The following is a 21,050-nucleotide window of genomic DNA, read 5'->3' on the forward strand; positions in this document are numbered from 1 at the left end:
CATGGCAAAAACGAAATTATACATCATCCGGCATGGTAAGACCATGTTTAATACCATTGGTCGAGCTCAGGGCTGGTCGGATACTCCCTTAACTGAAGAAGGCGAACGTGGTATCCGTGAACTAGGGATTGGGCTGAGAGAGTCTGGCTTGGAATTTACCAAGGCATTTTCGAGCGACTCTGGTCGAACCATTCAGACCATGGGGATTATCCTAGAAGAGCTGGATTTGGTAGGAAAGATTCCTTATAAGTTTGACAAGCGTATTCGAGAGTGGTGCTTTGGGAGCTTTGACGGGGCTTATGGCGGCGATCTTTTCCGTGGAGTGATTCTAAGAGTGCGTGACACCGATAATTATAAAGAGCTGACTTTCCCAGAATTGGCCGACGGCTTGGTTGAAGTGGATACGGCTGGCTGGGCTGAGCCCTGGGAGCAACTGAGTGGACGGATTTTAGCTGGATTTACAGCTATTGCCCAAGAAGTGGAAGCTGCTGGTGGAGGCAATGCTTTGGTTGTCAGCCATAGTATGACCATCAGGACTTTTGCTTATTTGATTGATAAAGCTATTAGCAAAAATCCTGAGGTTGACAACGGCAGTGTGACAGTTGTTGAATATGAAAAAGGGCAATTTACGATTCAGATCTTGGGAGATGTATCCTACCGTGAAGTTGGTGCCAAAATTTTGGACGCTGAAATAAACAGTTAAAAGAAATCATGGAAATAGTTAAGTTTTATTGAGCTGTCTTCTTTCAATCTTAGAAACTGCTTTTTTTCAGAAACGTGATATAATGAGAGGAGAATAAGGGGGGAAGTGTATGGCAAAAACAAGATTATACCTCATCCGGCATGGCAAAACGATGTTTAATACAATCGGACGAGCTCAGGGCTGGAGTGATAGTCCGTTGACAGCAGAAGGCGAACGTGGCATCCATGAATTAGGGATTGGTTTGCGAAAAGCGGGTATTGATTTTAAACTAGCTAGATCCAGTGATTCAGGTCGAACCATTCAGACCATGGGAATTATTCTGGAAGAGCTGGGCTTAACTGGAAAGATTCCTTATAGGTTTGACAAGCGCATTCGAGAGTGGTGTTTTGGCAGCTTTGATGGTGGCTATGATGGTGAGCTTTTTATGGGAGTTATGCCTAGGGTCTTTAATATCGACCATGTCCATCAACTCAGCTATGCCGAGCTGGCAGAAGGCTTAGTAGAAGTCGACACGGCTGGCTGGGCTGAGAATTGGGAAAAACTCAGCGGCCGAATTTGGCAAGGCTTCTCAGAGATTGCTGAGGAGCTGGAGGCTGCGGGCGGTGGCAATGCTTTGGTTGTTAGTCATGGCATGACCATCGGAACCTTTGTCTACCTGATTAATCGCATGCAACCTCATGGCCTAGGCAATGGTAGTGTGACCATCGTAGACTATGAAGATGGACAATTTTCAGTTGTTTCCATCGGTGATATGTCCTATCGTGAAGTTGGAGCGAAAGAGCTGGAGGACAAGGCTTGAGACGAGGTCGCCACGAAAGAAGGAGAAAACTCTCTCTGTTTCGACTAATAAATAGACTCTTATTTTTAGGAATTGGGATCAGTTTGCTGTTTGTTCTATTGCGAGTGCAAGATATGGATGAAGACTTGCCAACTTTTATTAATCATGGTCTTAAAGCCCAGAGTTCTGACTTGCCCAAGGTGTCAGTTGATGATTGGGAGTTGACTTTAATCAATCGTAGCCATTTACAGGAAGAGTCTCATCCTAAGTTGACCCAAATCGATGATATTCAGGTAGATAGCCGGATTGCTGAAAATACCAGACAATTTTTAGCTGCAGCTCGGGCCATTGCGCCAGAGGAAACTTTGATTTCAGGCTATCGTAGCCGAGCTGAGCAGACAGAGCTATATGAAGAAGCCCTAGTTTTGGCCGAAGAAGAAGGCCTGTCTCGGCAAGAAGCGGAGCAAGAAGTGCAAAAGCGGATCCAGCTGCCAGGTGCTAGCGAGCATCAGACAGGCTTGGCGATTGATATGAGCGAGCCAGAAGGTCAGAATGATGAGGTAGCAAATAAGATTGCGGAAATTGCCCCTAAATACGGCTTTATTCTGCGCTATCCTGAAGGGAAAAGCGATATTACTGGTGTGGATTTTGAAAATTGGCACTATCGTTATGTTGGCGTAGAGTCGGCCCAATATATGCAAAAACATCACCTAGTTTTAGAGGAATATCTGGCCCTTTTGAAAGAGTCGGATCGGTAAATCGTTACAATCCATTGATAGACAAAAAATCAGCTGCTCAAATGAGCAAGCTGATTTTTAAATAAACAATAGTTCTGGAGTTGCGGCTACTGCTTTTAATACATGTTAAGAGATAGAAAGTAATATCGCTTTATTAAGAACCTGATTATTTAAGTAATCTATAGAAACACAAGTTCGTAGATTGACATATTTGGGAAATGAGCGTATAATCGCAATATGATTGAGCGCTCACTCAATTTATAGATAAACAAAGGAGTTTATAAAATGGTTGTTCAAGCAATACAATATAGTCGTTTCGGTGATGAAGAAGTGTTAGATTTAGTGAACATTAAATCTGATTCTTTGAAAGTGAATCAAGTGAGGGTAGGAGTTTATGCAGTTGGTTTAAATCCTATTGATTATAAGACTTTTGAGGGGGCAAAGCCACTCCGATTTCTATCTTTTATGACGAAACTAAAGAAGCCAAGTCTTTGGTTTGAGTCAAAATCATCTCTTTTTCCAAGAGGTGTTGGTCGGGATTTTGCTGGAGTTATCACAGAAATCGGTGAAGGAGTAAGTCGGTTTGCAGTAGGCGATAAGGTTTTTGGAACAATGATCAGTGACCCTGGATTAGGCACCAAGAGGGGAGCTTTGGCCACAGAAATTTGTGTCAATGAATCGGAAATTGTATTGAAACCAGAGATGATTGATATGAACCACGCAGCTACTATGGGGGTAGCCTCTTTAACTGTGGGAGGTGCTTTTAGAAAGGTTGAGCTAAACTCTAAAGATGTTGTAGTTATTTCAGCAGCAGCAGGAGGTATTGGAAGTATCGCAGTACAGTATGCGGTTGCTAAGGGTGCAACAGTTATCGGAATTGCAAGTAAGAAAAATTCAGAATATCTGAAGTCTTTAGGTGCTATACCAGTAGCTTACGAAGAGAACATCCAGAATGCTCTTCTATCAGCAAGTCCAAAACCGATTACAAAATTCTTGGATTGTTATGGAAGTGATTATGTTAAATTGGCTTTCAGTTTGGGATTGAAGGGCACGGCTATTGGAACGCTAGTACCTTCACCATATGTTATGATAAAAGGTGCCCAGTTCACAGGTCCGAGACATTCCACATATGATGATTTGAACACTCTAGCGGAAATGGTCTCAGATGGGAAGATTCGGCTGAATATTGACCAGGTTTATGATTTTTCTCTAAAGTCAGTTAGAGAGGCATATCGTAGTTTGAAGTTGGGGCACACTCGAGGTAAGAAAGTTGTAAAAGTAAGAGAGTAGCAGAGAGGTGCCAGCAATGGAAAGTTTAGAACAAAAGTATGCTCAGATATTAGAAAATAGCAACTTGAGTTTAAAACAACGTCAAGTACTGTTATCAAGTTTAAAGTTATTTTCAGAAATTGGTTTTGAAAATACAACAGCCAGTCTTATTGCTAAGGAGGCTGGAGTTTCAGAAGGGACAGTTTTTAGTTACTTTAAAACCAAGGAAGGCATCTTAGAAGCAATTTTATCGACTTTTCTTGAGCAAGTTATTCCAGATGTGATTGCTGATTTTTCTGAGAAGAAATTTACAGCAAACCAAGAGTCTTTTCCACTATTTTTAAGAAGCATTGTTCGAGATAGACTAGTTTTTATTCAGGAGAATCAAATGCAAGTTAAAATTCTCTTGAACCGTTCTTTTATTGATAAAACTATTTCTGATCAGTTAGGGAATGTTATTGTTCACTCTATCATTAAGCCAATTAGTACAGTTCTGAATCAGTTTAAAGAAAATGGCGTTATCCGAGATTGGTCAAATGAAAGAATTGTTCGTTATATTCTAGCCTTGAGTCTTTCTTATGTTCTTCCAATGATGTTAAATGATAAGGAAGATGTGAACATAGATGAAGCAGTAAACGAAATTGTTGAATGCCTATCTTCTGCCTTAGTAGAAGTAAAATAAATCTTGATTTTTAAGCTCACTATTAAAAATAGTGAGCTTTTTTGAAACCAATATAAAAATCCCCAATCGGAGCGATTGAGGATTAAGCAAATGAATCTTAAACAATACCTTGGGCAATCATAGCGTTGGCTACGTTTTCGAAGGCAGCGATATTAGCACCTGCAAGGTAGTCTGTACCAAGACCGTATGTTTCAGCCGTTGTTTTAGCTGTGTTGAAGATGTTGGTCATGATGTCTTTGAGACGTCCGTCAACTTCTTCACGTGTCCAAGAGAGGCGAAGGCTATTTTGGCTCATTTCAAGGGCAGATACAGCTACACCACCAGCGTTGGCAGCTTTGGCAGGTCCGTAAAGGATTCCGTTTTCTTTGTAGACTTTAATCGCATCAAGGTCACTAGGCATGTTAGCACCTTCTGATACGCAGATAACTCCTTGAGCAACCAAACGTTTAGCTGCGACGCCGTTGATTTCGTTTTGAGTCGCACATGGAAGAGCGATGTCGTAGTTTCCAGCGTAAGTCCATACAGAACCTTCATGGTAAGTAGCAGTTGCTTTCTCAGCCGCGTACTCAGTCAAACGAGCACGGCGTTTTTCTTTAACATCAACCAAAAGATCGAAGTCAATACCATTTTCGTCGATGACATAACCGTTTGAGTCAGATACAGAGATAACAGTAGCGCCGAGTTCAGTCGCTTTTTGAAGAGCATATTGAGCTACGTTACCAGAACCTGAAATAACCACTTTCTTACCAGCAAAGCTGTTACCGTTAGCTTTGAGCATTTCTTCAGTATAGTAAACCAAACCGTAACCAGTTGCTTCTGGACGGATCAAGCTACCACCAAATCCAAGAGGTTTACCAGTCAAGACACCCGCATCAAATTGGTTCAGGCGTTTGTATTGACCGTAGAGGTAGCCGATTTCACGTCCACCAACACCGATATCACCAGCTGGGACATCAAGTGATGGTCCGATGTATTTTTGCAATTCAGTCATGAAGCTTTGGCAGAAGCGCATGACTTCGGCGTCCGTTTTTCCTTTAGGATCGAAGTCTGATCCACCTTTACCACCGCCGATAGGAAGTCCAGTCAAGACATTTTTAAAGATTTGTTCAAATCCGAGGAATTTCAAGATCCCTTGGTTTACAGTTGGGTGGAAACGAAGTCCGCCTTTATATGGTCCAACAGCTGAGTTGAATTGAACACGGTAACCACGGTTGACTTGCACTTTGCCTTCACGATCGACCCAAGGAACACGGAAAGAAATCACGCGTTCAGGCTCGGTGATACGTGCCAAGATGTTTTCTTCGATATACTCAGGGTGTTTTTCAAATACAGGTTCCAAAGTGCTGAAGAATTCTTCAACCGCCTGGAGAAATTCAGCCTCATGCCCGTTACGAGCTTTCACAGTTGCAAACACGCTTTGGATATAGTCTTTAGCAGATGTCATATCGTTCTCCTTTTTGTTGTTATATTTTATTACATGAGCCATTATAGCAGAATTTTTTTAGGGTGTAAAGAAAAAAGTTGAATTTTCTGAAAATTTCCATAATATTTTTTTGAAGATTCTAGGCGGAAATGCCGAACCTTTTGCTAGAAAATTAGGATAAATTTTTTATAGGAAGAATTTTAATGATATAATAGAGAAAATTAAGGAATAAGAGGTCAAAATAATGACAACAACCAAGACAAAAATTGCGGGTTTTGAATTTGATAACTGTCTGATGAATGCTGCAGGAGTGGCTTGTATGACGGTGGAAGAGTTAGAAGAAGTCAAAGACTCTGCTGCGGGAACTTTTGTGACTAAAACGGCAACGCTGGACTTTCGTCAAGGTAATCCAGAACCTCGCTATCAGGATGTGCCACTGGGCTCTATCAACTCCATGGGCCTGCCCAATAATGGTTTAGATTATTATCTTGACTACTTGCTGGAGCTGCAAGAAAGCGAACCAAATCGCACTTTCTTCCTTTCCTTGGTTGGTATGTCGCCAGAAGAAACCCAAACCATTCTCAAGAAAGTGCAGGCAAGCGACTTTAAAGGGATTACTGAGCTCAATCTCTCCTGCCCAAATGTCCCTGGCAAGCCACAGATTGCTTATGATTTTGAAACGACGGAAAAAATCTTGTCAGAAGTTTTTGCTTATTTCACCAAGCCGCTGGGTATCAAGCTGCCTCCTTACTTTGATATCGTGCATTTTGATCAGGCCGCTGCGATTTTCAACAACTATCCGCTCAAGTTTGTCAATTGTGTAAATTCAATCGGAAACGGTCTTTATATAGAAGATGAGTCAGTGGTCATTCGTCCTAAAAATGGTTTTGGCGGTATTGGCGGCCAGTACATCAAGCCTACGGCTCTGGCCAATGTCCATGCCTTTTACCAGCGCCTGAAACCGGAAATCCAAATCATCGGAACTGGTGGTGTCCTGACTGGCCGCGATGCCTTTGAGCATATCCTCTGTGGAGCCAGTATGGTGCAGGTAGGAACAACTCTTCATAAAGAAGGAGTGGCAGCCTTCGAGCGCATCACTGCAGAACTCAAGGCTATTATGGAAGAAAAAGGCTATGAAAGCCTGGAAGACTTCCGAGGAAAATTGAAGTATATTGATTAAAAGTTTAAGAAAGAGAGAGTGGGACAGAAATCGTTAATTCGTTAGAATTCGATTTCGTTGTCCCACCTCCGCACAGTTGAGTAGGGCTGTAAAAGCTGATGAAATCAGCGTAGTAGAGCCCACTCAACCACTGTGTCTTGCTCGACAATCCAAAGACAATTGAGAGGCTAGGACTTTTGTCCCAGCCTCTCTTTTAGTATTGTTAGGGGAAGCCAAAAAAATCCCTCCAAGATTAGATAGGAAATTTTGGAGGGACATGGATAGTTTATTTATCTAGAACGTTGTTTACCAGCGTTGCGATTCTTTTTCTTTTTATTATTTTGAGTGATTGCTTGGCTCGCTTTTGGTGTCACATCTTTGATGCGACCTGCATTGCTCATGGCTTTCGGAGGATTCTTTTTGTATTCTTCTGCTACTTGCTTTCTGATCCGAGGACGCATTAAGTAGTTAATGATGAATTGTTGGATGATTTGGATGAAACCACCGACTACCCAGTAGAGCGTCACAGCTGCTGGTGACATGAAAGAGAAGACAACAATCATAATCGGGCTCATGTAAGTTGCACTCTTCATCTGCGCTTTTTGGGTTTCATCTTCGATACCATGTAGGGAGAGAAGTGACTGGATGTAGTAGAGTACACCGACAATGAGAGTCAAGGCTAGACTAGGTTTTCCAAGATTGATGCCAAGGAATGTACTGCTGGCCACACCGTTTGTGTATTGGGCAGCGAAGAAGAGGGCAGAGAAGAACGGCATTTGAATGAGTAGTGGGAGGCAGCCGATACCGCCAAACATACTCAGACCATTTTCTCTTTGAGCAGCCATAAGTTCTTGCTGCGCTTCTAGTTTTTCTTCTTGAGTTTCGGCATTATTGATTCGTTCTTGGATAGGGGCAAAGATGGGCTTGAAGTAGTTCATCTTTTCTGACTGAAGAGTAGCCTTCCAAGACTGATAGATTCCCAATGGGAAAATAATCAGCCGCACGATGAGTGTAACGATAATAATCGCTAGACCATAACCAAGGCCTGAATCCTTGGCAAAGAACTGGATGCTATCTGCCATAGGCTGACCAAGCACGTCCCAAATAATACCAGAAGGATTACCTGCCTTGTCTCGTCCGACACACCCTGTCAATAATAGAAGGAGGGACAAGCTCATTCCAGAGAATAAAATACGTTTAAATGTTTTCACGAGTTCATTTCCTTTGTTTCTAAAAAAATAATACCTATCTATTCTACTGTTTTTTAAGGAAATATACAATAGTTCTCCAGACCTAATTTGCAATTTTAAAGTCAGTATAGGACTCAAAATTGGCCATGGTGACATCTAAATAGCTGACTTTTGAAAAAGGAGTTGGTCCCTTGCGGATTTCTTGAATGAACTTGGCCATGAGGGCAGAGCTTTCTGCTTGAGCCAAAATTTCGACTGTACCGTCGTCATTATTCCAGACACGACCGGTAATCCCGCCAATCTGCAAAGCAAGGGAGTAAACGCCCCAACGAAAGCCGACGCCTTGGACTCGTCCTTGCGCAATCATTCTTACTTTTTGCATCGTTACCTCCTTTTGTAGCGGTTTGAAACTCGCTTCTCAGCCCATAGCGTAGCGAGCAGTTGCTTGCTGGAGACAAGATTTTCTCTGAAGCTAAGTCTAGAGGATGAGTTCAAAACTGCTAGATTGTGTTATAATGTATTTATGAATATTATAACCTCAAAAGCCAATAATGTGGTAAAAAAAGCTAAAAAGCTGCATCAAAAAAAATATCGTAGCGAGTCGTATTTGATTGAGGGCTGGCATCTTTTTGAGGAGGCTCTGGCCAGTCAGGCACGGATTCTGCGAATTTTTGCTTTGGCAGAGTACGAAGAGCGTTTGGCAGCATTTTCCCAGACTATTTTTGTCAGTCCAGAGATTCTCAGTGATTTAGCAGATAGCAAGACACCTCAGGGAATCGTTGCAGAATTAGCCTTTGAGGAGCAGAATATTCCAGAAAAGCTGGAAGGTGCCTATCTCTTTTTAGAAGATGTGCAGGATCCTGGTAATGTCGGAACCATCATCCGAACAGCGGATGCGGCGGATTATCAAGGAGTTTTCATCTCTAGTCACTCCGCTGACATTTACAATCTCAAAACCTTGCGTTCTATGCAAGGTAGCCATTTTCATCTGCCCATTTATCGCGTGAGCAGAGAGGATATGCTGGCCCTAGCTCGTCAAAGTGACCTGCAAATTTTGGCTTCGACTTTATCAGAAGATTCTGTGGATTATCAAAAGGTCGAAAAACATGAAGATTTCCTCTTAGTCATGGGTAATGAAGGGCAAGGAATCAGCCAAGAAATGACGGATACGGCTGATGTTCTGGTTCACATTTCCATGAAGGGGCAGGCTGAAAGTCTTAACGTTGCTGTGGCAGCTGGCATCCTGATGTTTGCTTTAAGCTAGCTTTTAGAAATCTCTCTATAATAAAACTAAATGGAGGTGATGACATGCCTTACAGAGAAGATGATGAATTTATGGCTTATGTGGGGCATTTGATTGAGAAGCCCAGTGTCCAACGCTTAAAAGGGATTACCCATCATATTCATTCCAATCGGCTTGAACATTCAATCAATGTCAGTTATACTAGTTATAAGATTGCTAAAAAATTTGGCTGGAATGCCCGCAGTACGGCACGAGGTGCTCTTCTGCATGATCTATTTTATTATGACTGGCGCGAAACCAAGTTTAAAAAGAGTCATGCCTGGGTTCATCCCCGCCTAGCAGTCCGAAATGCCCGCAAGATTACCAAGCTCAATCGAGTTGAGGAAGATATTATCATCAAGCATATGTGGGGAGCGACCTTAGCACCACCCCGCTACAAGGAGTCCTTCGTTGTAACTATGGTGGACAAGTATTGGGCAATCAAAGAAGCGACGGCACCTTGGCGACAAAAGCTGAGTGGGCGTAAAAAATATCATCGAAAGATGATGAAAAGTTAAAATGTAAAAAGGAGACATTATGAACAATACAATTATTCAAGAAAACAGTGGACTTTCTAGTTTTTATTCTAAGGTCTACGGATTTGTTGGGATGGGAATTGCCATCTCTGCCTTGGTTTCAGGCTTAATGCTGACGACCTTCCAGACAGCTCTAGTTGAGATTTTGCTTCATTATAGCTGGATTTACTATGGAGCTATCTTCATTGAGCTAGCCTTGGTTTGGTCAGCTTCCGGCAGAGGCCTCCGCAATAGTCCAGCTGCTCTTCCCCTCTTTTTGAGCTACTCAGCCCTAAACGGATTTACCATGAGTTTCATTGTGGCCATGTACACAGGAGGCGTGGTCTTCAAAGCATTTGCAGTTAGTGCAGCTGTTTTCCTTGTTATGGCAGCCGTGGGCGTCATCATTAAAAAAGATTTATCTGGCATGGGTCGAGCTATGATTGCAGGCCTGATTGGGATTGTGATTGCGAGTTTTGTCAATATTTTCCTAGGTAGCGACATGATAGACTACATTGTCAGCTACGTCAGCGTTGTTATTTTCGCAGGTTTGATTGCTTGGGATAATCAAAAAATTCGCTATGTCTATGAACAAACAGGTGGACAGGCAGGTCTTGGCTGGGCTATTTCTCTAGCTTTGAGCCTCTATCTCGACTTTATCAACCTCTTCCTCAGTATCCTTCGTATCTTTGGAAGAAATGACTAATAAAAGATGGATAGTTTCCTCAATGAATGGGGGCTATCTTTTTTTGTTTGAGGGGGAATTTTGGAAGTTGGATAGGAGTAGCAGTAAAAGTTTTGCAAACTGTTAATTTTTTGATATACTAACTAAAAATATATTTGGGCAATGCATTCATCTATTGCTCTAGAAAAGAAAGGAAGTTTCTATGGATATGTTATTTATCCCAGGCTGGTTGATTTTTGCAATCGTTGCAGCCATTGTGCTTATTATTCTTTTGGCTAAGGGCTATGTCAATGCTAAGCCAAATGAAGTAGTCGTTATTACTGGTCTGCGTAAGCAGCGTCATTTAAGAGGTAAGGCTGGCTTCATGATTCCTTTTGTAGAGCAGCGCTCTTATCTGGATATTGAGCAGTTTTCTACAGACGTCCGTACTTCTGAGTCTGTGCCAACACTTGATTTTATCAACGTTCGTGCCGATGCGGCTGTTAAGCTGAAGATTGGTACTACGGATGAAATGATTGAGCGTGCGGCAGAAAACTTCCTTAATTGGAATACAACAGATATTTCTAACTCTGTCCAAGATGTTCTCGAAGGGAACCTTCGTGAGGTAATCGGCCAGATGGAACTGCGCAAGATGGTCAATGACCGTCAGGAATTTGCCTCTAAGGTACAGGATAACGTGGCACCAGATTTGGCTAAGATGGGTCTGGAAGTCATTGCCTTTACCGTTCAATCCTTCTCTGATGAAGGTGGCGTTATTGACAACCTCGGTATTGAAAATGTCGAAACGATTAAGAAAGACGCCCTGATTGCCAAAGCTAAGGCTGAACGTGAGCGCAAGGAAGTTGAGGCTGAGCAGGACAAGTTGGCTAACGACAAGCGCGTGGCCGCTGACTTGGAAATTGCTCAAAAGCAAAATGAACTCAAACTGAAACAAGCTGCCCTCAAGCAGGAAGCAGATATTGCGCAAGCTAAAGCTGATGCGGCTAAAGGGATTGAGGCTGAAATCCAGCGTCGTGAACAAGAACGTGTGGCGGCAGAAGCCAACATCATGAAGCAGGAAAAGGAAGCGGAAGTCAAAGAACGGGAAGTTAAGGTTCGTGAGCAGGAATTGGATGCCAATATCCGCAAGCAAGCCGAAGCTGAAAAATATGCCCGTCAACAGGCTGCTGAAGCGCAATTGATTGAACGTCAGCGTCAGGCCGAAGCGGAACTCTTTGAAACACAAAAAGAAGCCGAAGCCCGCAAGGCTCAAGCCGAGGCTGAGAAATTTGCGCAACTGCAAGAAGCAGAAGCTATTGAAGCCAAAGGACGTGCCGAAGCAGAAGCGATTCGTCTTAAACTAGAAGCAGAAGCTCAAGGTTTGGACAAGAAAGCAGAAGCCATGAAGAAAATGCAGGAAGCTGCGATTACGGAGATGATTGTCGATAAACTGCCAGAAATCGCTCGTGCGGTAGCAGAGCCATTGACCAAGGTAGACAAGATTACCATGTATGGTGAAGGCAATGCTTCTAAAATGGTCGGCGACATCATGCAGAGCATTGACCAAGTTTCCCAAGGGGCAGGCTTTGACATTCGTCAACTGTTAGCTGGAGCACTTGGTGTCAATATGACTGTTAACAAGCTCAAACAAGATGAACAAGCGGTCATCGAAGTTGATGAGAAATAAACCTAAATGTGTCTAAGATATACAAACAGCTGGGAGTTGGAACTTCTGGCTGTTTGTTTGTCCTCCCCCAGAAAAGCATTTCAATCAGCTAAATACTTTTCATTACCTTGTAAAAATGTTAAAATATAACAGATTAAACAACTAAGATTATAGGAGTAGAAAATGACAAAAGCTAACTTTGGTGTCGTAGGTATGGCCGTAATGGGTCGTAACCTTGCCCTAAATATCGAATCTCGTGGTTATACAGTTGCCATTTACAACCGTAGCAAAGAAAAAACAGAAGACGTGATTGCTTGCCATCCAGAAAAGAAATTTGTACCTAGCTACGATGTAGAGTCTTTCGTTCAATCTATCGAAAAACCTCGTCGTATCATGCTGATGGTTCAAGCCGGACCTGGTACAGATGCAACTATCCAAGCCCTTCTTCCACACCTTGACAAGGGTGATATCTTGATTGACGGCGGAAACACTTTCTACAAAGATACGATCCGTCGTAATGAAGAATTGGCAAACTCTGGTATCAACTTTATCGGTACAGGGGTTTCTGGTGGTGAAAAAGGTGCCCTTGAAGGTCCTTCTATCATGCCTGGTGGACAAAAAGAAGCCTACGAATTGGTTGCCGATGTTCTTGAAGAAATCTCAGCCAAAGCACCAGAAGATGGCAAACCATGTGTGACTTACATCGGTCCTGATGGAGCTGGTCACTATGTGAAAATGGTCCACAACGGTATCGAGTATGGTGACATGCAATTGATCGCAGAAAGCTATGACTTGATGCAACACTTGCTGGGTCTTTCTGCAGAAGACATGGCTGAAATCTTTACTGAGTGGAACAAGGGTGAATTGGACAGCTACTTGATCGAAATCACAGCTGATATCTTGAGCCGTAAAGATGATGAAGGTCAGGATGGACCAATCGTAGATTACATCCTTGATGCTGCAGGTAACAAGGGAACTGGTAAATGGACTAGCCAATCAGCGCTTGACCTTGGTGTGCCATTGTCACTCATCACTGAGTCAGTATTTGCCCGCTACATCTCTACATACAAAGAAGAGCGTGTGCATGCTAGCAAGGTGCTTCCAAAACCAGCTGCCTTCAAGTTTGAAGGAGACAAGGCTGAGTTGATCGAAAAGATCCGTCAAGCCCTTTACTTCTCAAAAATCATTTCATACGCACAAGGTTTTGCGCAATTACGTGTAGCTTCTAAAGAAAACAATTGGAACTTGCCATTTGCGGACATCGCATCTATTTGGCGCGATGGTTGTATCATCCGTTCACGTTTCTTGCAAAAGATCACAGATGCCTACAACCGTGATGCTGATCTTGCTAACCTTCTCTTGGATGAATACTTCTTGGATGTTACTGCTAAGTACCAACAAGCAGTGCGTGATATCGTAGCTCTTGCTGTTCAAGCTGGTGTACCAGTACCAACCTTCTCAGCAGCTATTACTTACTTTGATAGCTACCGTTCAGCGGACCTTCCAGCTAACTTGATCCAAGCACAACGTGACTACTTTGGTGCCCACACTTACCAACGTAAAGACAAAGAAGGAACCTTCCACTACTCTTGGTATGACGAAAAATAGGATAGGCCTATGGCAAAGCGAATTTTATTAGTAGAAAATGAAAAGAATCTTGCACGATTTGTGACTTTGGAACTGCAAAAGGAAGCATTTCTTTTGGATGTGGTTGAGACAGGCAGTCAAGGTTTGGCACTAGCTAGAGAAAATGACTATGATCTATTTTTGCTTAATTATGACCTGCAGGATATGACCGCTAGTGAGTTTGCTAGGCAACTGAGTTTGTTTAAGCCGGCTTCAGTCATTATCGTCTTAGCCAGCCGTGAAGAAATCAAAGAACATGCAGATGAGATTCAGCGCTTTGCTGTTTCCTATACCGTCAAACCTTTTATTATCAGTGATTTGGTTGAGAAAGTATCCGATATCTTTCGAGGTCGGGACTTTATCGACCAGCATTGTAGCAAGCTAAAAACACCGACTGCTTACCGCAATCTACGAGTTGATTTGAAAAATCATATCGTCTATCGTGGAGAGGAAGTGATTGCCTTGACACGACGAGAATATGATCTATTAGTGACGTTGATGAGCAACCAAAAGGTCATGAGCCGCGAGCAGCTTCTGGAACGTGTCTGGAAGTATGAAGGCGCCACTGAGACTAATGTAGTAGACGTCTATATTCGTTACCTACGGAGTAAGATTGATGTTGCTGGACAGATCAGCTATATCAAAACTGTCCGTGGTATCGGCTATGCTATGCAGGAATAATAAGATTAAACCCGCCCTCTGTTTCCAGAAGGACGGGTTAATTTTTAGCGCAAATAATAAAATCCTAGAAGATTAAAATCCCTCTGCTTAGAGGACATGGCGCTCGAAAGCATTATCAGAGATCCCTTGGCTGAGAATGAGTTTCGCCCATTCTTTGGCAGAAAAAAGGCTGTGATCCTTGTAATTGCCACAGGATTCGATAGTAGTACCAGGGACATCCTCCCAAGTAGTCGTTTCAGCGATTTCTTCTAAGCAAGATTTGATGACTTGGGCAATTTCGGTTGCTGAGTGCTGTCCCCACATAATCATATGGAAACCTGTGCGGCAACCGAAAGGCGAGCAGTCAATCATACCGTCAATTCGCTTGCGAATAAGCATAGCCAGTAAGTGCTCGATGGTATGCAGGCCAGCCGTCGGAATAGAGTCTTCATTTGGCTGCACTAAGCGAATATCAAAGTTAGAGATAATATCTCCTTTGGGACCAGTTTCCTCGCCGATGAGACGAACATAGGGTGCTTTTACGATTGTATGGTCAAGCTCAAAACTTTCAACGATAACTTCTTTAGACATGATTTCTCCTTTAAAATTTTAAAATTGGAACCTGAAAATGAGATCAGGTTTCAAAAGCGACATTTCAAACACTTCCTTTTGATTATAGCATAAAAAAATAAGAGTTAGGAAATAAAAAAATTTTATATATTAAATTCTTTGATTTAGCGCCTTTTCGCCCAATAATAGGCAAAAATCAGGCTTCTTTTTCAAAAAATTGATTTGTGAATTTCTGCTATTTATGATAGAATAAAAAGGAATTTTGAATTCAATAATTAAATAGATTTGGAGTAAAAACATGGGCTTATATACGATAGCTGCTTTTGTTTTTGCTGCCATCATTGGTTTAGTGATTGGGTATGTAGGAATCGCGGTTAAGATGAAAGCATCTAAAGAAGCCGCGGAACTTACTCTTTTAAATGCTGAACAAGAAGCAACCAATTTACGCGGTCAGGCAGAACGCGAAGCGGATTTGATTGTCAAAGAAGCGATGCGCGAAACCAGTTCGCTTAAAAAAGAAGCACTTTTGGAGGCAAAAGAAGAAGCCAGAAAATATCGTGAAGAGGTTGATGCAGAATTTAAGTCTGAGCGTCAGGAGTTAAAACAAATTGAAAGCCGCTTGACAGAGCGTGCAAGTAGTCTTGACCGCAAAGATGATAATTTAACCAACAAGGAAAAGACTTTGGAGCATAAAGAACAAAGTCTGACTGATAAAGCTAAACACATTGATGCGCGTGAAGCACAAGTAGCTGAGCTAGAGAAGCAAAAAGAAGCTGAGCTTGAGCGGGTAGCGTCCTTGACTCAGACGGAAGCGCGTGAGATTATCTTGACCAAGACCGAGGACAAGCTGTCTAAGGAAATCGCGACTCGTATTCGGGAAGCGGAGCAGGATATCAAAGAGCGTTCGGACAAGGTGGCCAAGGATATCTTGGTTCAAGCTATGCAGCGGATTGCTGGTGACTATGTGGCTGAGCAGACCAATTCAACGGTTCATCTTCCTGATGACAGTATGAAGGGACGGATTATCGGACGTGAAGGTCGCAATATTCGAACCTTTGAAAGCTTGACAGGGATTGATGTTATCATTGATGATACGCCTGAAGTGGTTACTCTTTCAGGTTTCGATCCAGTTCGCCGTGAGATTGCTCGGATGACCATGGAAGCTCTTCTCAAGGATGGTCGGATCCATCCGGCTCGTATCGAGGAATTGGTCGAAAAGAATCGCTTAGAGATTGACAATCGTATTCGTGAGTATGGTGAAGCCGCAGCTTATGAAATTGGAGCACCAAACTTGCACCCTGATTTGATGAAAATCATGGGTCGCTTGCAGTTCCGTACTTCTTACGGGCAAAATGTTCTCCGTCACTCGATTGAGGTTGCCAAACTGGCTGGAGTTATTGCTGGAGAGTTGGGTGAAAATGTTAACTTGGCTCGCCGTGCTGGTTTCCTCCATGATATTGGTAAGGCTATCGACCGAGAAGTAGAAGGCAGCCACGTAGAAATTGGAACTGAGTTGGCTCGTAAGTATAAGGAGCATCCAGTTGTTATCAATACAATTGCTAGCCACCACGGAGATGTGGAACCTGAGAGCGTTATTGCAGTCATCGTTGCAGCAGCGGATGCCTTGAGCGCAGCTCGTCCAGGAGCTCGCAGTGAGTCGCTGGAAAGCTACATCAAGCGATTGCAAGATTTGGAAGAAATTGCGAATAGCTTTGAAGGGGTTAAGACAAGCTTTGCCCTTCAAGCAGGTCGTGAAATCCGAATCATGGTCAGTCCAGAGAAAATCAAGGATGACAAGATTACAATCTTGGCACATGATGTGCGTGAAAAGATTGAAAACAACTTGGAATATCCAGGAAATATTAAGGTCACAGTCATTCGCGAAATGCGAGCAGTTGATTATGCTAAATAAAACGGTTGAGACAATATCTCAACCTTTTTGTTTGTTTTAAATGAAGTATTAAACCGCTATTGTTTGGAAGAAGCTGGCTTGAACAATGCTCAGCTAATCTTGGTTACCTGCCTCAACAGGACTTCACCCTTGCCCTCTACAAGACCATCAATCAGATTAACAACCCGCTTTTCTTGATCATGATTGAGAAATTGAGAGAAGGAACTTGAGATACAATAAGGATACAGAGAGAAAAGCCAGATAATAGGAGCTTTCAGTACTGTATCCTTATTTTTAAAATCGTGAAAATCAAATAAATAGCTCTAAAAGAAGAGAATTAAGGTGTATGTAAATTTAAAATCTTATATTTTCTTACAAAGAAGATATAAGACTTTTGACATTTTTCAGTTTATATGATAATCTATGACTGAAAAATAAAAAAACGTCATAGCGTTTTTAGGAGGAAGTTATGGCTGCTGCTTTTACTACTGAAGAAAAAGAAGTAATTAGAAAGAAATTACATAAAGTTGCAAAGGAATGCCTTCAAAGATATGGGGTTAAGAAAACAACAGTTGACCAAATGGCGGCCTTGGCTGATATTTCCAAAGGTTCTTTTTATAATTTTTATTCCTCAAAAGAAATGTTATTTTTTACGGTCTTAGAAGAATATCAAATAGATGTTATGAATCGTCTGACAGAACAATTAGGTATGGAAACCAAGATAGATACAAATCGTCTGGTAGAGTTACTTTATGATTTTTATCAAGATTTTCGATACTCATTTATGTATACCATATTTAAAAATCATGAAATGGAATTACTTATAAGAAGATTGCCAAAAGAGGTGATAACAAATCACCATATGATAGATGATAGGATGGTTAAAGAAATTGTATACCGAATCAACATTAGAGAAAATGTATCGCTAGAAATCGTCTCTGCTTTATTTAGAACGATTGCGATGACTATTCTACACATCGAGGAAATCGGTGAAAAACAATTTGATACCACATTGAAGTTAGTCATACAAGGAATTGTTGAGCAAATTACTAAGGAGGACAGGTAATGGTGAAAGAAGCAATTAGAACCGCAAACCTTTCTAAAAGATATGGAACAAAAAATGTTGTCAACAACTTGAATTTATCAATAAAACCTGGTGAAATAGTAGGTTTTTTAGGATTAAATGGTGCTGGGAAAACAACGACGATGAGTATGATGCTAGGATTGATAAAATCTACATCAGGAGAGTGTTATATTCAAGGAAAAAAGTTAGATCTGAGTAATTTAGAACTTCGAAACGAAATAGGTTATATTATTGAGACGCCTTATTCTTATCCGGATTTAACGGTGAGAGAAAATTTAGAAATCGTTGGTAAATTAAGAGGAGTTGATAAAGATAATATTGACTGGGTAATTGAAAAATTAAAACTAAAGCAATATGAACATAAACAGGAGAAGCATCTTTCTTTAGGAAATGTTGCGCGTTTAGGAATTGCAAAAGCGATTATTCATAAACCTAAAATTCTAATTCTTGATGAGCCAACAAATGGATTAGATCCTTTTGGAGTTATTGAAGTGAGAGAACTATTAAAGGAATTGGCGAATAATCTAGGCACAACGGTTCTTATTTCCAGTCATAATCTGGAGGAAATATCTAAGATTGCGACTAGAATAGTCATTATACATGAGGGCAGACTTATAAGAGAAGTTGAAAGCAATGAATTAGAACAGTACTTAGAAAAGAAGTTACTAGTAAGTGGTTCTAATAATAAGGCCATGAAAGAAGTATTATCTAATCATGGCTATCAAGTAAATATTCAATCAGACACAGAAAATAATATCCATTTCTTAGAATTAACTGATAGAAAATCTGTGGAATATCCGGAAGAAATTGCTACATTGCTGGTTCATGCAGGTTATCCGCCCAAATCGTTGGCTGTTGAGAAAGAAGATTTAGAGCATTATTTCTTAAGAATACTGAATGACTATCATGGAGGAATCTCGAATGAAAAAGCTTAATTCCTGTATTTTAATTGAATGGAGAAAGTTAATAAAATCAAAACTTTCCATCGTAACTGCTTGTTCTATCTGTTTAGTTCCTTTTATTGTTGGGTTGTTTGCAACTATGATGAAATATCCAGAGAATTTCAAAAATCTTGGATTGATTTCTGCAAAAATGGAAATGATGAGGATAACAGACTGGTCGTCGTACTTAATGACCGTATCACAAGTCATTTCTGTTGGGGGATTGCTCATTTTTGGATTTACAGCATCTTGGATTTTTGGTAGAGAATATTCTGATAAAACGATGATAGACCTATTAGCACTCCCGATAAAAAGAGATACAATCGTATTATCCAAGTTTATCGTTATCGCTCTATGGAGTTATATTCTATCAATTTTTGAACTTTTATTGGGATTATTAACTGGCGATCTGATTGGACTTGAGGGTGGGAGCTTAACGGTGATTTTCAAAGGTATACTTACTTTTGGTTATTGCACCACTCTTACGATCGTACTCTCTACTCCAGTGGCCTTTTTTGCTTGTTTAGGTCGGGGATATTTGTCACCATTGGCATTTATCATTTTTACTATTATTTTTTCTCAGCTTGGTTCTGCTCTTAACTTTGGGAAATACATTCCATGGGCGATTCCTGCACTCGCAAGTGGTATTGCAGGAAAAGCACTATTGAATTTTGGGAGCATTGTCAGTTTATTTGGGGTAAGTATTCTAGGTCTTATCGCGACAATAGCTTGGTGGAGGTATGCTGATTACGATTAAAATGAAGTGATGAAAATGCTAATAACACAAAGCCAAGTCTGATTCATTTCAAATCAAAACAACCCCTCCTGTTCAGATTGAAGAACAAGAGGGGATGTATTATGACAATCGAAAGTTTTGGGGAGAGGGGACTATGTGAATATCGTTGGACTAAATGAAAAGATAGTTTCTAATATATGTGATTGGGAAAAAATGACCTTGTCCTTGAAAAGTTAAGTGTCAAAGCTTTCTCAGATGGCAGTTTTAGAACAAGGTAAAATTCCGTAGTCATAGCATTAGTCAGGTGAGGGACAAAATCCGAAAAAAATACTTGGTCTGAACCTTTTCCAACAGGGGCCGGATTAAAAAGAAGCTGAGGAGAAAGAGCAGGAGGATGGGGTAGAAATACCAAGGCTTACTGATGAATTGGGACTCCTCAGCAATCCTTAAAGGGATATAAGTATGGGACAGCAGAATCTGCCCAGACAGGAAAAGCAAGACAATCGCAGTCATGGTCAGAATCAGAACCTAGCCCAGTTTGAAGATGGCGTTAGAAAATTACTTCATAAGGGCCTGTTCTCCACCTTGATGAAATAACGGTCTTCTCCCAGATCGATCAGCTCGACTGGCTGAGGATAGAAGCGATCCATGACCTCTTTGTGAAAAATGTCCTCTTTGGGACCTTGGGCAATAATCTCTCCTTCTTTCAGGAGCAGGACATGATCCATAGCAGCAGTGATTTCCTCTACATGGTGGGTGACATAGAGGATGGTTGGTGCCTGATTCATCTGTGTAATCTTACCAATCTGATCCAGCAGACGCTCGCGGGCAAAGAGATCCAGACCGCTGGTCGCTTCGTCTAAGATAAGCAATTCTGGCTTTTCCATAAGACTGCGCGCAATCAGCAAGAGCTGCTTTTCCCCTTGAGACAGACTGCTGTAGCTCCGGCCAATCAAATCTTGTCCGCCAATGGAAGCCAGCATTTCCCTAGCTTGGTCCAGTTCTGCTTGTCCGTAAGGAGCATAGAGAATACTGCTTTTATACTTTCCTGTCAAGACGATTTCTTCAGCAGTGAGATGGCTGGGCAGGCGCTCAGCAATGAAGGAGCCAACTACTCCAATCTTAGTTCGCAGCTGAGGAATGTCTCCAGCACCAAATTCCGTACCGAGAACCATCACCTTGCCCTGAGTCTTCCAATGTTCAGCCATAAGCAAGCGCAGGAGAGTAGACTTTCCTGAGCCGTTGAGACCAAGGATGGCCCAATGCTCCCCCTTTTTCACCTGCCAGTTGAGATCTTTTAAGATGGTTCGGCCTTGTTTGGCCAAGCTTACATTTTCCAGTTTGATAATTTTTTCCATTTTTACTCTCTCTTTCGTTAAAACTCCTTTATTATAACAAAATTTATGATAAATAACTGATAGGAGGAGACAAATGTTTCATAAAAGTAAGCTGATGTAGGTCTTTTTGCTAACGA

22 protein-coding genes and 2 pseudogenes are annotated in these 21,050 nt (G+C 41.6%); 18 read left to right on the forward strand and 6 right to left on the reverse strand.

Annotated elements, in window-relative coordinates:
• The first annotated feature begins 1 nt into the window (after window position 1).
• The 5 genes from FZ954_RS08085 (at window position 2) to FZ954_RS08105 (ending at window position 4,169) form a co-directional block, all read left to right on the forward strand.
• Window positions 2-703, forward strand: a complete 702-nt coding sequence (locus FZ954_RS08085) for a histidine phosphatase family protein (RefSeq protein WP_148878003.1) — start codon at window positions 2-4, stop codon at window positions 701-703.
• Window positions 704-812: 109 nt separating this feature from the next.
• A complete protein-coding gene (locus tag FZ954_RS08090) occupies window positions 813-1,502 on the forward strand; it encodes a histidine phosphatase family protein (RefSeq protein WP_125373770.1) in 690 nt (229 codons plus the stop codon).
• Window positions 1,499-2,239 (forward strand): M15 family metallopeptidase, encoded by a 741-nt coding sequence (locus FZ954_RS08095; RefSeq protein ID WP_316246112.1) that lies wholly within the window; start codon window positions 1,499-1,501, stop codon window positions 2,237-2,239. Before FZ954_RS08090 ends, FZ954_RS08095 begins: the two co-directional genes overlap by 4 nt.
• A 264-nt stretch (window positions 2,240-2,503) precedes the next feature.
• The gene (locus FZ954_RS08100) at window positions 2,504-3,508 is read left to right on the forward strand and encodes an NADP-dependent oxidoreductase (protein ID WP_148878004.1); all 1,005 of its coding nucleotides are present in this window, start codon (window positions 2,504-2,506) and stop codon (window positions 3,506-3,508) included.
• A 16-nt stretch (window positions 3,509-3,524) separates the two neighbouring features.
• The gene (locus tag FZ954_RS08105; protein WP_148878005.1) at window positions 3,525-4,169 is read left to right on the forward strand and encodes a TetR/AcrR family transcriptional regulator; all 645 of its coding nucleotides are present in this window, start codon (window positions 3,525-3,527) and stop codon (window positions 4,167-4,169) included.
• 97 nt (window positions 4,170-4,266) lie between these two features.
• Here the strand turns inward: FZ954_RS08105 and gdhA are convergent, their stop codons facing one another.
• Complete coding sequence (gene gdhA / locus FZ954_RS08110; protein ID WP_148878006.1) at window positions 4,267-5,613, reverse strand: NADP-specific glutamate dehydrogenase; 1,347 nt, start codon at window positions 5,611-5,613, stop codon at window positions 4,267-4,269.
• A gap of 223 nt (window positions 5,614-5,836) precedes the next feature.
• Here gdhA and FZ954_RS08115 point away from each other — a divergent pair, with 223 nt between their 5' ends.
• Window positions 5,837-6,772 carry a dihydroorotate oxidase gene (locus FZ954_RS08115; RefSeq protein WP_148878007.1) on the forward strand — a complete coding sequence of 312 codons (936 nt, stop codon included), beginning with the start codon at window positions 5,837-5,839 and terminating at the stop codon, window positions 6,770-6,772.
• 269 nt (window positions 6,773-7,041) lie between these two features.
• Here FZ954_RS08115 and yidC read toward each other — a convergent pair whose 3' ends face one another.
• Both yidC and FZ954_RS08130 read right to left on the reverse strand, forming a co-directional pair.
• Window positions 7,042-7,962 (reverse strand): membrane protein insertase YidC, encoded by a 921-nt coding sequence (gene yidC / locus FZ954_RS08125; RefSeq protein ID WP_148878008.1) that lies wholly within the window; start codon window positions 7,960-7,962, stop codon window positions 7,042-7,044.
• Window positions 7,963-8,044: 82 nt separating this feature from the next.
• Window positions 8,045-8,323 carry an acylphosphatase gene (locus tag FZ954_RS08130; protein ID WP_125373777.1) on the reverse strand — a complete coding sequence of 93 codons (279 nt, stop codon included), beginning with the start codon at window positions 8,321-8,323 and terminating at the stop codon, window positions 8,045-8,047.
• A gap of 141 nt (window positions 8,324-8,464) precedes the next feature.
• Between FZ954_RS08130 and FZ954_RS08135 the strand changes: the two genes are divergently transcribed.
• From FZ954_RS08135 to FZ954_RS08160, 6 genes are all read left to right on the forward strand, one after another.
• Window positions 8,465-9,205, forward strand: a complete 741-nt coding sequence (locus tag FZ954_RS08135) for an RNA methyltransferase (protein ID WP_148878009.1) — start codon at window positions 8,465-8,467, stop codon at window positions 9,203-9,205.
• Between the two features lie 44 nt (window positions 9,206-9,249).
• A complete protein-coding gene (locus FZ954_RS08140; protein ID WP_048766208.1) occupies window positions 9,250-9,741 on the forward strand; it encodes an HD domain-containing protein in 492 nt (163 codons plus the stop codon).
• A gap of 19 nt (window positions 9,742-9,760) precedes the next feature.
• Window positions 9,761-10,444, forward strand: coding sequence for a Bax inhibitor-1/YccA family protein (locus tag FZ954_RS08145; RefSeq protein ID WP_148878010.1), 684 nt, complete (start codon window positions 9,761-9,763; stop codon window positions 10,442-10,444).
• 181 nt (window positions 10,445-10,625) lie between these two features.
• A complete protein-coding gene (locus FZ954_RS08150) occupies window positions 10,626-12,089 on the forward strand; it encodes a flotillin family protein (RefSeq protein WP_125378834.1) in 1,464 nt (487 codons plus the stop codon).
• A 162-nt stretch (window positions 12,090-12,251) separates the two neighbouring features.
• Complete coding sequence (gndA, locus tag FZ954_RS08155; RefSeq protein WP_048766212.1) at window positions 12,252-13,676, forward strand: NADP-dependent phosphogluconate dehydrogenase; 1,425 nt, start codon at window positions 12,252-12,254, stop codon at window positions 13,674-13,676.
• A gap of 9 nt (window positions 13,677-13,685) precedes the next feature.
• Window positions 13,686-14,375, forward strand: coding sequence for a response regulator transcription factor (locus FZ954_RS08160; protein WP_148878011.1), 690 nt, complete (start codon window positions 13,686-13,688; stop codon window positions 14,373-14,375).
• 87 nt (window positions 14,376-14,462) lie between these two features.
• On the opposite strand, the gene FZ954_RS08165 is transcribed toward FZ954_RS08160, so the two are convergent.
• Window positions 14,463-14,945, reverse strand: a complete 483-nt coding sequence (locus tag FZ954_RS08165; protein ID WP_005590897.1) for an S-ribosylhomocysteine lyase — start codon at window positions 14,943-14,945, stop codon at window positions 14,463-14,465.
• Between the two features lie 277 nt (window positions 14,946-15,222).
• Here FZ954_RS08165 and FZ954_RS08175 point away from each other — a divergent pair, with 277 nt between their 5' ends.
• From FZ954_RS08175 to FZ954_RS08195, 5 genes and pseudogenes are all read left to right on the forward strand, one after another.
• Window positions 15,223-16,836 carry a ribonuclease Y gene (locus FZ954_RS08175; RefSeq protein WP_061422435.1) on the forward strand — a complete coding sequence of 538 codons (1,614 nt, stop codon included), beginning with the start codon at window positions 15,223-15,225 and terminating at the stop codon, window positions 16,834-16,836.
• Window positions 16,837-16,943: 107 nt separating this feature from the next.
• Window positions 16,944-17,045 (forward strand): annotated as a pseudogene (locus tag FZ954_RS08180) (SAM-dependent methyltransferase); the annotation flags it as partial.
• A gap of 239 nt (window positions 17,046-17,284) precedes the next feature.
• A complete protein-coding gene (locus FZ954_RS08185; protein ID WP_148878012.1) occupies window positions 17,285-17,881 on the forward strand; it encodes a TetR/AcrR family transcriptional regulator in 597 nt (198 codons plus the stop codon).
• Window positions 17,881-18,834, forward strand: coding sequence for an ABC transporter ATP-binding protein (locus tag FZ954_RS08190; RefSeq protein WP_148878013.1), 954 nt, complete (start codon window positions 17,881-17,883; stop codon window positions 18,832-18,834). Before FZ954_RS08185 ends, FZ954_RS08190 begins: the two co-directional genes overlap by 1 nt.
• Window positions 18,821-19,597 (forward strand): ABC transporter permease, encoded by a 777-nt coding sequence (locus tag FZ954_RS08195; protein ID WP_148878014.1) that lies wholly within the window; start codon window positions 18,821-18,823, stop codon window positions 19,595-19,597. Before FZ954_RS08190 ends, FZ954_RS08195 begins: the two co-directional genes overlap by 14 nt.
• 285 nt (window positions 19,598-19,882) lie before the next feature.
• On the opposite strand, the pseudogene FZ954_RS08200 reads toward FZ954_RS08195, so the two are convergent.
• Window positions 19,883-20,089, reverse strand: a pseudogene (locus tag FZ954_RS08200) (hypothetical protein); the annotation flags it as partial.
• Here FZ954_RS08200 and FZ954_RS11980 point away from each other — a divergent pair.
• Window positions 20,039-20,173 carry a hypothetical protein gene (locus tag FZ954_RS11980; RefSeq protein ID WP_262366249.1) on the forward strand — a complete coding sequence of 45 codons (135 nt, stop codon included), beginning with the start codon at window positions 20,039-20,041 and terminating at the stop codon, window positions 20,171-20,173. The pseudogene FZ954_RS08200 and the gene FZ954_RS11980 sit on opposite strands and share 51 nt — an antisense overlap.
• Here the strand turns inward: FZ954_RS11980 and FZ954_RS08205 are convergent.
• Window positions 20,140-20,934 carry an ABC transporter ATP-binding protein gene (locus FZ954_RS08205; protein WP_148878016.1) on the reverse strand — a complete coding sequence of 265 codons (795 nt, stop codon included), beginning with the start codon at window positions 20,932-20,934 and terminating at the stop codon, window positions 20,140-20,142. The genes FZ954_RS11980 and FZ954_RS08205 overlap by 34 nt on opposite strands.
• Window positions 20,935-21,050 lie beyond the last annotated feature (116 nt).

The organism is Streptococcus sp. Marseille-P7375, assembly GCF_902460365.1.
Taxonomy (GTDB): Bacteria; Bacillota; Bacilli; order Lactobacillales; family Streptococcaceae; genus Streptococcus; species Streptococcus cristatus_I.